Annotated in this window: 10 protein-coding genes; 5 read left to right on the plus strand and 5 right to left on the minus strand. The window is 62.5% G+C overall.

Features of this window, described 5'->3' with window-relative positions; translation table 11 throughout:
- Both Q8R73_RS19060 and Q8R73_RS19065 read left to right on the plus strand, forming a co-directional pair.
- On the plus strand, positions 1 to 687 hold a 687-nt coding region (locus tag Q8R73_RS19060), incomplete at its 5' end, for an enoyl-CoA hydratase/isomerase family protein (RefSeq protein WP_305721101.1).
- A 421-nt stretch (positions 688 to 1,108) separates the two neighbouring features.
- Positions 1,109 to 2,077, plus strand: coding sequence for a Bug family tripartite tricarboxylate transporter substrate binding protein (locus tag Q8R73_RS19065; RefSeq protein ID WP_305721102.1), 969 nt, complete (start codon positions 1,109 to 1,111; stop codon positions 2,075 to 2,077).
- 54 nt (positions 2,078 to 2,131) lie between these two features.
- Here Q8R73_RS19065 and Q8R73_RS19070 read toward each other — a convergent pair whose 3' ends face one another.
- The 4 genes from Q8R73_RS19070 to Q8R73_RS19085 form a co-directional block, all read right to left on the minus strand.
- On the minus strand, positions 2,132 to 3,763 hold the full coding sequence (locus Q8R73_RS19070) for an alkaline phosphatase family protein (RefSeq protein WP_305721103.1): 1,632 nt from the start codon (positions 3,761 to 3,763) through the stop codon (positions 2,132 to 2,134).
- 2 nt (positions 3,764 to 3,765) lie between these two features.
- Positions 3,766 to 6,096 carry a putative nucleotide-diphospho-sugar transferase gene (locus Q8R73_RS19075; protein ID WP_305721104.1) on the minus strand — a complete coding sequence of 777 codons (2,331 nt, stop codon included), beginning with the start codon at positions 6,094 to 6,096 and terminating at the stop codon, positions 3,766 to 3,768.
- A gap of 259 nt (positions 6,097 to 6,355) precedes the next feature.
- A complete protein-coding gene (locus Q8R73_RS19080) occupies positions 6,356 to 6,784 on the minus strand; it encodes a heme-binding protein (protein WP_305721105.1) in 429 nt (142 codons plus the stop codon).
- Positions 6,777 to 9,767 (minus strand): FAD-binding and (Fe-S)-binding domain-containing protein, encoded by a 2,991-nt coding sequence (locus Q8R73_RS19085; RefSeq protein WP_305721106.1) that lies wholly within the window; start codon positions 9,765 to 9,767, stop codon positions 6,777 to 6,779. The genes Q8R73_RS19080 and Q8R73_RS19085 overlap by 8 nt, the downstream gene beginning before the upstream one ends.
- Before the next feature lie 150 nt (positions 9,768 to 9,917).
- On the opposite strand from Q8R73_RS19085, the gene Q8R73_RS19090 reads away from it, so the two are divergent.
- The 3 genes from Q8R73_RS19090 to Q8R73_RS19100 all read left to right on the plus strand — a co-directional run bounded on the left by Q8R73_RS19090 (position 9,918) and on the right by Q8R73_RS19100 (position 13,026).
- Positions 9,918 to 10,751: a hypothetical protein gene (locus tag Q8R73_RS19090; RefSeq protein WP_305721107.1), complete on the plus strand. Its 834-nt coding sequence runs from the start codon at positions 9,918 to 9,920 to the stop codon at positions 10,749 to 10,751.
- Positions 10,752 to 10,892: 141 nt separating this feature from the next.
- The gene (locus Q8R73_RS19095) at positions 10,893 to 12,098 is read left to right on the plus strand and encodes an alanine--glyoxylate aminotransferase family protein (protein WP_305721108.1); all 1,206 of its coding nucleotides are present in this window, start codon (positions 10,893 to 10,895) and stop codon (positions 12,096 to 12,098) included.
- A 130-nt stretch (positions 12,099 to 12,228) separates the two neighbouring features.
- Positions 12,229 to 13,026 carry an enoyl-CoA hydratase/isomerase family protein gene (locus Q8R73_RS19100; RefSeq protein WP_305721109.1) on the plus strand — a complete coding sequence of 266 codons (798 nt, stop codon included), beginning with the start codon at positions 12,229 to 12,231 and terminating at the stop codon, positions 13,024 to 13,026.
- 47 nt (positions 13,027 to 13,073) lie between these two features.
- Here the strand turns inward: Q8R73_RS19100 and Q8R73_RS19105 are convergent.
- Positions 13,074 to 13,662 (minus strand): CoA transferase (locus Q8R73_RS19105; protein WP_305721110.1); only part of this gene is annotated, 589 nt, incomplete at its 5' end.

Below are 13,662 nucleotides of genomic sequence, written 5' to 3' on the forward strand. Positions count from 1 at the left end.
GTGATCGCCGGTATCGCCAGGGGGTATCGCGACGCGCATGACGACAAGGACGTGCGCGTCATCGTGCTGACCGGGGCCGGCGACAAGGCGTTCTGCGCAGGCGCCGACCTGCAGAACAGCGGCGCCGCCTTCGCGATGGATTTTGCCAGGCCGAACGTCGATTACGCCGATCTGCTGCGGTTATCGCAGAACGCCACCAAACCGGCGATCGCGCGCGTCGGTGGCGTTTGCATGGCCGGCGGCATGGGGCTGTTGTGCATGACCGACATGGCGGTTGCGGCCGACAACGTGATTTTCGGATTGCCCGAGGTTAAGGTCGGCGTGTTCCCGATGCAGGTGATGGCGCTGTTGCAGGGAATCGCGCCGCGCCGCATGATCAACGAGTGGGCACTGACCGGCGAGCCCTTCGACGCCCTAACCGCGCAGGCCGCCGGACTTCTGAACTACGTGGTCCCGGCAACCGAGCTTGACGGCAAGGTCGACTGGCTGATCGACCGCATCGCCGACAAGTCGCCGACCGCGATCCGGCGCGGCAAATACGCCATGCGCGCCATTGCAGCGATGTCTTTCGACGAGAGCATCGCTTATACCGAAAGCCAGATCGCCTTGCTGGCGATGACCGAAGACGCCAGGGAGGGCCTCAAGGCCTTTGGCGAAAAGCGCAAGCCGTCCTGGCCAGGAAAGTGATCGATCGGGTTTCAAGCGATACTGAAACAGCGAAATTGCATTGGGTTCATGACCCACACTGAGTTTGTCCGCGCTGCAGGTGAGCGGCGGCGCACTGACGAGGAACGTCATTACGAATAACTCCTGCGACGAAGCCACAGGTTTCGCCATCCGCTTCAGGTGCTCGCGTCAGGAGCGCCACCCGCGTCCACCGCATCCCGTCCGGGGGACTGCGCAACGCCCCTTGGATAAGGCGGGATGGCTATATAATAAGCTGTTTCTACCTCGCCGTCAATCAAAAATTCCGAAAATCAGAAGATATTTTCGCGAGATAAACAAGCCGGCGGGACGACTTGGTTGGTCCCGGGAAGTGACGGTACGGGCTTTCAATCCTCGAGCCAGTCTGGTGTAGTGACCGAAAATCATCTGCCGGGAGGGGAACATGGATCGCCGAAGCTTCATTGCGGGATGCGCGGGTCTGGGGCTGTCAGCCAAGGTGGGTGATGCGTTCGCCCAGTCAGGGCCTCTGACAAGGATCGTGTTTCCCTTCGCGGCCGGCGGAGGCGGCGATACGCTCTGCCGGCTTGTGGCGCAGCATATCGCCCCGCTGCTCGATCGTAATGTCATTGTCGAGAACCGCACCGGCGGCGACGGGCTGATCGGAATCAAGTCCGTCATGAATGCCACTCCCGACGGTACCACCATTCTGATAACGACCGGTCCGACGATGTATCTGCTGCCAATGGTGGAGTTGGTGCCGAGCTTCAATACGGCGAAGGATTTCGCGCCGGTATCGCAGATCGCACGTTTCGAGTTCGGCATCGTGGCCAGCCCGACGGTCGGGGCAAAGGACTTCAAGCAGTTGGTGGCGTGGCTCAAAGCCAATTCGGACAAGGCGAGCTATGGCGTGCCGAGCAACGGCACCATTCCGCATTTCACGGGCTTGAAGCTGGAAGAAGCGCTCGGCATGAAAATGACCCGCGTGCCCTATCGCGGCAGTGCACCGATCATCAACGATCTCGTCGGCGGCCATTTGCCGTTCGGCGTAACCACCATTGCGGACGCGATCCCGCAGCATCGGGCCAGTGGCGTCCGGATTCTGGCCGTGAGCAGCGCGGCGCGTTCTCCGTTCCTGCCGGAGGTGCCGACGCTGAAGGAGAACGGGATCGAACTGGTCGCTGATGCCTGGTACGGAATGTGGTTGCCGGCCGGAAGTCCGGCCGCTTTTGTCAAGCAATTGAGCGAAGCGGTGGCGGCAGCCCTTGCCAAGCCGGAGGTGCGCGAGAAGCTGCTGGCGATCGGCCTGATTCCCGTGGGGTCGACGCCCGAGGGCCTGACCCAGGAACTTGCCAGCAACACCGCCTTCTGGCAGCCGATCGTCAAGGCCTCGGGCTACAAGATCACGAAATGAGGTCGAAGGTCGCATGGCCGGGACAAGCCCGGCCATGGCGAAAAATCCTGAACGCTACTGCCCCTGGAGGCCGATCTTCTTCCGGATCGCCGACAGCTCGGCCTCGTCCCAAATCCCGATCAGGACGCCGTTTTTGACCTGGAGCTGCTTCTCGGCATAGGCGGCGATCTTTTCTGTGCTGGTGGTGATGTGGCCCTTTGGGTGAAGCGCCCAGTCGAACAGGGCCGACTGCAGCCGGGCCATGACATCGGCGCAGGAGGAATCTTCGCCGCGGTCGGTCAATTCGTGCGGGTCTTCCAGCAGGTCATACAGCATCGGGCGGAAGCCGGAGGCATGGATATATTTCCAGCGGCCGTCGAACACCATGAACAGCCGACACTGCTCGATCGGCTGATCTAGCTTCAGCCGGACATCCTGCATGCAGTAATCATATTCCGAAAACACCACCTTGCGCCAATCCGATGGCTGCTCGCCTCGCAGCAGTGACAACAGCGATCTTCCTTCCAGAATGTGATCCGGCGGCCTGCCGCCGAAGTAATCAATGAAGGTCGGCGCCAGATCGATCGCCTCCACCAGCGCGTCGCAGACTGTGCCCCGCGTGGTGTCGGCGCTTGCGGATGGATCGATCACGATCAGCGGGATTTTGGCTGAGGCATCGTGGAACAGGTCCTTCTCGCCCATCCAGTGGTCGCCGAGATAATCGCCGTGGTCGGACGTGAACACGATCATGGTGGTGTCGAGCAGGCCGCGTGTTTCAAGGAAATCCATCAGCACACCCATCTGGTCGTCGATCTGCTTGATCAGGCCCATATAGGTCGGAATGACTTTCTCCCGCGCCTCGTCCCGCGACATGTTGCGTGAGTAGCGCATATCCATGTAGGCGGCGAACACCGGATGTGCGGACTGCTTCTCCTGCTCGGAGCGAACCGCGGGCAGCATGTCCGCCGGGCCGTACATGCTGGCATAGGGCTCGGGCGCGATGTAGGGCCAGTGCGGCTTGATGTAGGAAAGGTGCATGCACCAGGGCCGGCCGTCGGCTTCGGCCTCGGTGATGAAATCCATCGCGCGCCGCGTCATGTAGGGCGTCTCGGAATCCTGTTCCGCCACGCGGGCGGCCTTGTCGGCATGCACCAGCAGCCAGCCATTCTGCAGTGAGCCGTCTTCGTTGGCGCCGGAATTGGCCCAATGCTCCCAGGGATTGGTCGCCTCATAGCCGCGCTCCCGCAGGTAGGCATCATATTTCGGGCGGGGCTTGCCGGTCGGGTGCAGGCCATCGTCGCGCTCATAAGGCTCGAAACCGCATTCGGCCACATGAACGCCGATGACCGAGTCGGGTGCTATCCCCAGCATCTTCAGGCCTTCGAGATCGGGCGTCATGTGGGTCTTGCCTACCAGCACGTTGCGTACGCCGATCCGCTTCAGGTGATCGCCGAGCGTCGGTTCGCCGACACGCAGCGGCCAGCCGTTCCAGTGCGAGCCATGCGAGCGCATGTAGCGGCCGGTATAGAACGACATCCGGGAGGGGCCGCAGATCGGCGATTGCACATAGGCGTTCGAGAAACGCACGCCGCGCCTGGCCATCGCATCGATATTCGGCGTCTTCAGCGTCGGGTGCCCGGTGCAACCGAGATAATCATAGCGAAGCTGGTCGCACATGATCCAGAGAACGTTCTTGGATGGTGACATCGCTAGGACTCGCCTTGCATACTGGAATCGGCCGACTCAAAACCGACGGAAAACAGGGGCAGTCCGAGCCGGCGGCCGGGCTTGCCGTCGACGGCCGGCTCGGACATTTCCGGCACGATGACAACGACATCAACGTCGCTGGCCGATTGTTCCTTGACGTCGATCCCGATGTTTCCGGCGGCGTCGAGCGTCAGGTGCTGTGACGATAGCACCCGTCCTCCGACCACAACGATGATATCCGGCAAGCCGATATGGCGGCGCAGGTTCCGCGTTTCCAGCATCAGCACACCATTGCGGGCAATTGCGAGTCGCAGCAGGAAAACCGGGTGGGTCCAGCGAAACGCCGCTTCGTCAAGATATTCCAGGGCGTGCAGGCCGACGATCGCGCGCTGGCCGATGATGGAGGTTGGCCATCGTTTCTTGCTCTCCCGGGCCTGGAGGGATGGCAACGGATGGCGCGCAAGCCAAAGCATCTGCTCGGTCCGGATCAGGCGTCCATGGGCCGCCAGGAATCGCGACCACATCGTCGCTTGCGCAAGCGGCATGTGCATGACCATGAGTTCGTCCGCCCCGGTCCGCGCAGCGAGCAGTCGCGCCCGGTTCCGCAGACCGATCAGTGCCGCTGGTCCAAAGGCGAGGGCCTGTCGGAACAGCCTGAATGCTTCGCGCGGCCGGTACAGCGCGGCCGCCACGAGGCTCACGAGCATGCTGCGGGCATGCGGCGCAGACAGGATCATGTCCGGACCCTGGCTCGGGGAGGGGCCGAAATACTTCTCGAAGAACACCGGATCGTTGGCGCTCCGCGCCGCCATTTCCCCTTGCACATAATCTGCGGTGTCGGCGTGGTGAGCGGATATTTCCCGCGCATCGTCATGCATGATGACGGCAGTCGGGAGCGTCGAGATGGCAAAGCCGAACTGATCCATCCGTGCTGAATACAGCGGTGGCGCAAATTGCCCGTATTCCGGCTGGAACGGGCCGACGTCCTCGAATACATCGCGCCGGATTGCGAACGCGGTACGATGGAGGCGTCGCCACGTCGAACTGGCGGCCCAACCGGCCTGGATCTCGGCGAACCAACGCTTCATGAGCGTGGCGACGCGATGGGTATCGATGTTTTCGACCCGGAAGTTGCAGGCCTCGCCGCCCGGGTTTGCGGCGATCCAGGCGGCCAGCGCGGAAAGGCTGGAGCGGCTGGGCAGGCCATGCGCCTCGACAAAGAGCAACCAGGGTGTCGTCGCCTCACGCGCTCCGGCATTCCAGTAGTCAGCCTCGCGTCCGCAACCCGGCACGCGCAGGATGTGGTCCTGGTCCCGCAGAATTCCTTGCAGGGAAGCCTCGTCGAGCTCCATGTCGGCTCCGGCTACCACGACGAAGCGATACTGGTCGTTGTCGAAATCCTGTTCCTCGGTCCAGAGCCGGATGCGGTCGGCGACATCGGCGCGGACGTCGAAAACAGGGTAAATGACGGTCAGTAGCGGAGACCGTTCCGTGGAGGTCGGCGCCGCGGTCTGATCCGCCACCGGCGTGTCCCCGACCAGCCAGGTTCCGGTGCTGGCAAGCAGCTTGCGCTTGTTTTCGATTCCGATGGTCCAGTTGGCGTGGAATACGAACGGCTGCAACTCGCCTTCCATGGGATAAGGCGTTTCGTTGGATTTCTGCAAGCTCCGGTATCCGAGCCCGTTCAAGAACAGCGACTCGGGCAGGCAACAGATGTCGCGTAACCAAGTGCCGTCTTGCTCGATGAGCCATTGGCAGGCCGCCTGATCATCGAGGCGCCGGTCGCTGTCGAGTTGGCCTGCATGGATATCGATCATGGAGTCGAGGAAAGCGATCGTACGCTCCGACTTCGCGAGCGAGACAAATCCCAAGCAGATTGCAGGCGGGAATCGGGGCAGCCCTTCGGTCTGGACGGCGATCGGAAAGACCAGGGCGACCTCGATGAGGTAGGGGAGTGGATTTCTTATCCAGGAAACGTCCAGATCCGCGTAAACGACATGCGAATGATGACCAATCAACTGCCTGATGAAGTGGATCTTCTTCCAGGAGATCTCGGTGAACGAGGGCGTTCCGAAGCTGGCGTACCCCTCCACCTCCGCTGCGTTCCGAGAGATCTCCTGGGTGGCGATCACCCGGATGTCGGTCGAGTACCGAGTGGTGACCCCCTTTACCGCTCGGAGCGCATTGAAAGGACAGCCGACATGAATCTGACTGGCTTCGACGCCGGTTTGCAGAATTCCCTGAATTGCGTTGGCCAGGAAAGCCTCCATACCGCGGGTGCAAAACAAGGCGACGACGGGCCTGAAGTCTGTGGGATGGGCAGCGCCCGTCATGTAGTTTGATCCTCAGCGTGCGGTCCGCCCTCAGCCCATCACAACGATTTCACCATCCTCTGGACCGGGAGAATGATTACATTGAGCGCGGGCTTTATCAACTGTAACCGGGACAGGTGATGGCAGTGCATGAGTGTGGCGCCGCAGAACCACTTGCGGTGTACCGCCCTCAGGCTGTGCAGCGGGGGCTTGGCGGGGTCAACGCCAAGCTGGTGAGCGGAGGTCGAATGATTACATAACGTAATTGCAGGACTTCCGTTTATCCCGCGTTGGCCTTCAATCCGGCGGCCTCGATTCCCGCGATCGCGCACATCTCGTCATTGTCGGACGTATCGCCGCTGACGCCGACCGCGCCGAGCAGGACGCTGCCGTCCTGGATCAGCACGCCGCCCGGCACAGGAATCAGCCGGCCCTGCGCCATCGTGTTCACCGCGCTGACGAAATAGGCCTGTTCCTGCGCACGCTGGAACAGCGCCCTTGATCCCATGCCCATGGCCAGCGCGCCGTAGGCCTTGCCATGGGCGATCTCGCTGCGCATCAGGCTGGTGCCATCCTGAGCCGCGGAGATCTTGACGCAACCGCGGGCATCGAGAACGGTGACGACGAGGGGCTTCAGTTTCTTCTCGACACCTTTAGCCAGCGCGACATCGAGAATCTTGCGGGCGACGTCGAGGGTTAGTTCAGCCATGGATCGTTTCCTTTGTGATGGGGCAGGGATAGGACGTGGAGCGCGCGCTGTCGAGGCTCATCGCCAGAACACGCGCGACATGCAGGGCGCCGCGCCCGGTGCCGTCCTTGATCTGGTGCCGGCATGAGGTGCCGTCGGCGACAACGAGGGTTGCATCCTCCGCCAACCGCACGGCAGGCAGCAGCGTCAGTTCGGCCATCTCCATCGAGGTATTGTAGGTGTCGGCGCCGTAGCCGAAGGCGCCGGCCATGCCGCAGCAGCTGGACTCGATGGTCTCGACAGTCAGGCCGGGGATGAGCCGAAGCACCTGCTCGACCGGCTGGAACGCGCCGAATGATTTCTGGTGGCAGTGACCATGCACGACGGCTTTCGCCGCGATGGCGCCGAGCGGCAGCGAGAGATGGCCGGCCTCGGCCTCGTGTACAAGAAACTCCTCGAACAGCAGTGCGTGCGCGCCGATGCTTTTTGCCGCTTCATCCGATCGCAGAGACAGCAACTCGTCACGCAGCGTCAACAGGCAACTCGGCTCAAGGCCCACGATAGGTATGCCGCGGGCCGCGAACGGCCCATAGGTCGCGACCAGGCGGTCCAGCTCGGTCCGCGCATGGTCGACCAGGCCGGCCGAAAGAAAGGTCCTCCCGCAGCACAATGGCCGGCCCCGGTCCGCGGGCCGCGGAATATGGACGCGGTATCCGGCCTCGACCAGCACACGCAGCGCGGCATCGAGATTCTCGCGCTCATAGGCGCGATTGAACGTGTCGGCGAACAGCACGACTTCGCGGCCATCGGCCGGGCCGGTCGCCTCGACGTCCGACGTGAATACATCGCGCCGCCATTCCGGCAAAGCGCGCTTCGCGCTGATCCCCGCAAATTTCTCCAGCAGCCTTCGCAGCAACCGGCTGCGATTGCGAAGATTGGCGAGCGGGGCGAGGCGCGATGCCAGAGCGGCGTAGCGCGGCAGATAGCCTACCAGCCGGTCCCGCAGCGAGAGCCCGTGTCTGGCAGCTCTGGCCGCCAGCACCTCGATTTTCATTTTGGCCATGTCGACGCCGGTGGGGCATTCGTGGCGGCAGGCCTTGCAGGAGACGCAGAGCTTTAACGTGTCCATCATCTCGTCGGAAGCCAGCGCATCCGGCCCGAGCTGGCCGGAGATCGCCAGCCGCAGGGTATTGGCCCTGCCCCGCGTGACGTCTTTCTCGTTGCGGGTGGCGCGATAGGATGGGCACATCACGCCGCCTTCCAGCTTGCGGCAGGCGCCGTTGTTGTTGCACATCTCCACCGCGCCCTGGAAGCCGCCGCCGGCGCCGGGGTAGGCCGACCAGTCCAGCGCGGTCTTGAAGTCGCCGACGCCATAGTCCGGCGGATAACGAAACAGCGAGCGGTCGTCCATTTTGGGCGCGTCGACGATCTTGCCCGGATTGAGCACGTTGTCCGGATCGAAGCGCTGCTTGATTTCCCGGAAGTCGGCGATGATACGCGGGCCGAACATCACCTCGTGAAATTCCGAGCGCACCAGGCCGTCGCCGTGCTCGCCGGAATGCGAGCCTTTGTACTCCCTGACCATCGCGAAGGTTTCCTCGGCGATGGCGCGCATCGCCTTGACGTCCTTCTCCAGTTTCAGATTCAGCACCGGACGTACATGCAGGCAGCCTTCGGAGGCATGCGCATACATGGTGCCGCGGGTGCCGTGCCTGGCAAAAATCTCGTTGAGCCGCGCGGTATAGTCGGCGAGATGCGGCAACGGCACCGCGCAGTCCTCGACGAAGGAGACCGGCTTGCCCTCCTGCTTCATCGACATCATCACATTGAGGCCGGCGGCGCGAAACTCGGCGATGCCGGTTTGCAGGCGTGGCTCCGTTATCTCGACCACGCCACCCCATTTGCGTGGCGGCTGGTTCCAGCCAAAACCGAGATCGGCCATCAGTTCGCCGAGCCGCTTCAGTCGCCTGAGGTTTTCGGCCTGATCCTCCTCGGCGAATTCGACGATCAGCACCGCATCGGGATCGCCGCGCATGGCGGTCGCGATGATGGGTTGAAACATCGCGATCTCGCGCCCAAGCGCCAGCATGGTGCGGTCGACCAGTTCGACCGCGATCGGGCGCAGCTTCACCAGATGCTGGGCGGCATCCATCGCCTCGTAAAAGCTGCCGAAATGGCAGACGCCGAGCACCTTGTTGCGGATCACCGGCCACAGTTTCAATTCGACCTGGGTGGTAAAGGCCAGCGTGCCTTCGGAGCCGACCAGCAGGTGCGCCAGATTGTTCGGCGCATTGCGCGGCACCAGCGCATCGAGATTGTAGCCGCCGACACGGCGCTGCACCTTCGGGAATCTTTCGGCGATTTCGGCGGCTTCGCGTGCACCGAGATCGAGCATATCGCGAAAAAGCGCAACGCCCCCGTCGCCGAAATTCACCTCGCCGAAATGCAACCGGCTGCCGTCGGCCAGGGCGGCGTCCATCGACAGCGTGTTGTCGCGCATGGTGCCGTAGCGCAGCGAACGGCCGCCGCAGGAATTATTACCCGCCATGCCGCCGATGGTGGCGCGCGAGGCGGTGGAGACATCGACCGGAAACCACAACCCGTGCTTTTTGAGCTGCCGGTTGAGATCGTCGAGCACGATGCCGGGCTCGACCACGCAGGAGCGGTTCTCGACGTCGAGCGAGACGATGCGGTTGAGGTGCCTGGAAAAGTCGACCACGATGCCGTGGTTGACAGTCTGGCCGCATTGCGAGGTCCCGCCGCCGCGCGGCGTGACAATCCGGCCATCGTCCCGGGCGATTGCAAGAGCCCGCAGCGCCTCGTCCATGGTCCGGGGGATCACCACCCCCGCCGGCATTACCTGGTAGAACGATGCATCGGTGGCATAGCGACCGCGATTGAAGGGGTCGAAGAAGACGTCCCCGGTGATCTCCCGGGCCAGTCGTGCGGCAAGGGCGCCGTTTTCAACTGAATTCTGGGACTTCTCGGCCCGCGTTGCCGCCATCGGCTTGATCTCGTTTGGAGTGGTTTCATGCTTGCATCCAACCTTCAACTTTTGCAAGGTTTCAGGCCATGATCGGCCATCTTGGTGGCCATGTGTAGTGTTGTCGGTGAGCCGGCCGCTCCGCGGATTGACTGGACAGCGAAACGGCCCATGCAAGCAGTAGTGTTGATCACGCATATTGAAACTGAACAGGTGTGGAAGCACTTTCTTCGCCTCAAAGCTGAAAGCAAGTCTCACCTCGACGCATATTTGTGCGTCCACGTGTCGCCAGACAGCCAAGCCCCGCTTGGCCATCGGACGCAAGCAGACTTCAGGGTGTACGCGTCCGACGAGCGGGAATATATTCCAGGCCGATACCGCGAGAAGGTCTTGAAGGGCGGCACCATCGTGCCGGGATTCTGCGATCTCACCTATATGCCGGTGCTGCTCAATCCGCGGCTTTCGAATTATTCACACGTCTGGATCGTCGAGTACGATGTGGACTATGCGGGGCACTGGGACCAGTTCTTTGCCCCGCTGGCCGATAGCCAGGCTGACTTAATCGGCACGACGTTCTATACAAAAAAGCAATCCTTGGATTGGATGTGGTGGCCTTCGTTTGAAGCGCCCGCGGTTGTGTCACAGGCGCAATATATCCGTTCGTTCGTGCCGATCGCCCGCTTCTCCCGACGCATGATCCTGCAATATTCGGAAGCGGTTCGAGGCGGGGAATGGCGGGGGCACGCGGAAGCCCTCTATCCCACGATCGCGATGCATTACGGCCTTACCATTGAGGACCTGGGGGGCTACGGTCCATTTACGCCTCGGTCGCGGATGGGCAAGAACTATTCCAATACGCCTTCCGACCCGTATCTGAGGCCGGGCACTTTCACGACTCCTCCCGCCAAATACACTTCATATTTTCACGATGCACCGGAGATATTTCCCGCGCCTGGATATCTCTATCACCCGGTAAAGGTGCATCGGGCTGCAGATCGGAGCTAATCGTGTTCCGGCCAATCGGCCCCTGAATCGAAGTGTGTGCGATCTCAAGGGGATAAAACCGCAACGTCTTCGGCGACAAGCCCGCCGAATAGTGATATTCGAGCGGCTCGCGAAGCCAGAATACCCCGGGAAGGACGCCACATGACCCTGCACACTGGTAGGCATTTTCTCCAGATTCCAGGCCCGACCAACGTACCCGACCGGGTGCTGCGGGCGATGGACATGCCCACGCTGGATCATCGCGGTCCTGAATTCGCCGAGTTGGGGCATGCCGTGCTGGCAGGCTGCCAGCGCGTGTTCCGGACCAAGCAGCCGGTCATCATCTATCCGGCGTCGGGTACGGGCGCCTGGGAGGCGGCGATCGTCAATACGCTGTCGCCCGGCGACAAGGTGCTGATGGCCGAGACCGGCCAGTTCGCGGTGCTTTGGCGCGGCATTGCCGAGAAATTCAAGCTCGAGGTCGAATTTCTGCCCACCGACTGGCGCCGCGGCGCCGACGTCGAGCAGATCGAGGCCAGGCTCGCCGCCGACCGGGAGCACAAGATCAAGGCCGTGTGCGTGGTGCACAACGAGACCTCGACCAGCTGCGTCACCCATCCGCAGGAGGTTCGCAAGGCGCTCAATCGCACCAACCATCCGGCGCTGCTGATGGTCGACACCATCTCCGGTCTCGCCTCGCTGGAATATGAGCACGACGCCTGGGACATCGACATCTCCGTTGCCGGATCGCAGAAGGGCATGATGCTGCCGCCGGGCCTCAGCTTCAACGCGGTTTCGGAAAAGGCGCTGGCGGCCTCGAAGGCCAACAATTCGCTGCGGTCCTACTGGGACTGGCACGACCATATCGCGATCAACAAGCTCGGCACCTTCCCCTATACGCCTGCGACCAACCTCCTGTTCGCGCTGAAGGAGGCGATTGCGATGCTGGAAGAGGAGGGGCTCGACAACGTATTCGCCCGGCACATGCGACACGGCGCGGCTACCCGCGCCGCGGTCAAGGCATGGGGGCTGGATCTGGTGTGCCTCGACCCGCACTGCTATTCGCCGGCACTGACCGCGGCTATGGTCCCGGACGGACATGACGCCGACGCCTTCCGCAAGGTAGTCCTTGAAAGCTTCGACATGTCGCTCGGCACTGGTCTCGGCAAGCTGAAGGGCAAGGCGTTCCGGATCGGCCATATCGGACATTTCAACGACCTGATGCTGATGGGCACGCTGGCGGGCGTCGAGATGGGTCTCGACCTCGCCAAGGTGCCACATCGCAGCGGCGGCGTGCTTGCCGCCATGGAGGTCCTGAAGGGACGCGACGTCGTACCGATGCCGAAAACCAAGGCGGCGGTTGCCTGAACGCGCCAGGCCAACTGCCGTCATTGCGAGCGACGCGAAGCAATCCATATCGCCGCGCAAAGAAAGATGGATTGCGTCGTCGCTTGCGCTCCTCGCAATGACGTAGAATAGCAGAAAGAAACATCCAGCGATGAACGCCCCGACAGCGGCCACCGAAGACCTGATCTACAAGATCGAGGACGGCATTGCCCACCTGACCTTCAATCGCCCGCAGGCGCGCAACGCGCTGACCTTTGCGATGTACGAGCAGATGGCGGCGATCTGCGAGACCGTGAATGCCGACCGCTCGATCAAGGCGATGATCCTCACCGGGTCAGGCGACAAGGCATTCGCGTCCGGCACCGACATTTCGCAATTCCGCGCCTTCAAGACCGCGGAGGATGCGCTCGAATATGAGGAGCGGATTGATCGCGTGCTGGGCGCATTGGAAAAAGTCCGGGTGCCGACCATCGCGGCGATCGCCGGCGCCTGCACTGGTGGAGGAGCGGGAATCGCCGCCTGCTGCGACATCCGGATCGGCACCGCCTCGACGCGGATCGGCTTTCCGATCGCGCGTACGCTGGGCAATTGCCTGTCGATGTCCAATATCAGCCGGGTCGTCGCGCTGGTCGGGCCGGCGCGGACCAAGGACCTGATCTTTACAGCCCGGCTGATCGAGGCGCCCGAGGCGCTGGCGCTCGGCCTGCTCAACGAAGTCGTGCGGGACGTTGAGGCGCTGCAGCGCCGCGCCGCTGAAACCGCCAGACTAATTGCCGGCCACGCGCCGATCACGATGGAAACCGCCAAGGAAGCGGTGCTCCGCCTCCGCCGGACACTGACGCGCGAGGAGGGCCGGGACCTGATCCTGCGCGCCTATATGAGCGAGGACTTCCGCGAGGGCATGGACGCCTTCCTCAACAAGCGCACGCCTAACTGGAAGGGCAAATAGCGCTGCCCACACCGTCAAGATCGGCCCCCGGTGAAATCGAGCGTTTCCTACACCACCTTGGCCTGCCGCAATGTCGCGATCTCTGCCGCGTCAAAACCGAATTCGGCCAGCACCTCTTCGGTCTGCTCGCCGAACTCCGGCGGCCGCGCTGCCATCCTGCTCGGGGTGCGCGACAGCGTGACCGGCTGGCCGACCAGGCGGATCTCACGGTTCTCGGCATTCGGCACGTCCTGGGCGATGCCGAGATGCTTGACCTGGTCGTCCTCGAACATCTGGTCGATCGAATAGATCGGGCCGCAGGGCACGCCTGCGGCGTTCAACTCGCTGACCCAGGTGTCGGTGGATTTCTTCACGGTGAGTTTGCCGATGTCCGCGTTCAGCGCATCGCGGTTTTTCGATCGCGCCGGCGCCGTGGCATAATCGGGATTGGTCAGGAACTCCGGCGCGCCGATCGCCTGAGTGAAACGCTCCCAGATCCGCCCCCCCGTAGTGGCGATATTGATGTAGCCGTCGGAGGTCTTGAACACCCCGGTGGGAATGCTGGTCGGATGATTGTTGCCGGCCTGTTTGGCGACGTCCTTTTCCATCAGCCAGCGCGCGGCCTGGAAATCCAGCATGAAGATCTGCGCTTGCAGC

Origin of the sequence: Bradyrhizobium sp. (assembly GCF_030697065.1) — a bacterium.
In the GTDB taxonomy this organism is placed as follows: domain Bacteria; phylum Pseudomonadota; class Alphaproteobacteria; order Rhizobiales; family Xanthobacteraceae; genus Bradyrhizobium.

Excerpts from the sequence above, each read along its gene's own strand:
- Q8R73_RS19065 (WP_305721102.1), top strand. The coding sequence starts at position 1,109 with ATGGATCGCCGAAGCTTCATTGCGGGATGCGCGGGTCTGGGGCTGTCA.
- Q8R73_RS19070 (WP_305721103.1), bottom strand. The coding sequence starts at position 3,763 with ATGTCACCATCCAAGAACGTTCTCTGGATCATGTGCGACCAGCTTCGC.
- Q8R73_RS19075 (WP_305721104.1), bottom strand. The coding sequence starts at position 6,096 with ATGACGGGCGCTGCCCATCCCACAGACTTCAGGCCCGTCGTCGCCTTG.
- Q8R73_RS19080 (WP_305721105.1), bottom strand. The coding sequence starts at position 6,784 with ATGGCTGAACTAACCCTCGACGTCGCCCGCAAGATTCTCGATGTCGCG.
- Q8R73_RS19085 (WP_305721106.1), bottom strand. The coding sequence starts at position 9,767 with ATGGCGGCAACGCGGGCCGAGAAGTCCCAGAATTCAGTTGAAAACGGC.
- Q8R73_RS19090 (WP_305721107.1), top strand. The coding sequence starts at position 9,918 with ATGCAAGCAGTAGTGTTGATCACGCATATTGAAACTGAACAGGTGTGG.
- Q8R73_RS19095 (WP_305721108.1), top strand. The coding sequence starts at position 10,893 with ATGACCCTGCACACTGGTAGGCATTTTCTCCAGATTCCAGGCCCGACC.
- Q8R73_RS19100 (WP_305721109.1), top strand. The coding sequence starts at position 12,229 with ATGAACGCCCCGACAGCGGCCACCGAAGACCTGATCTACAAGATCGAG.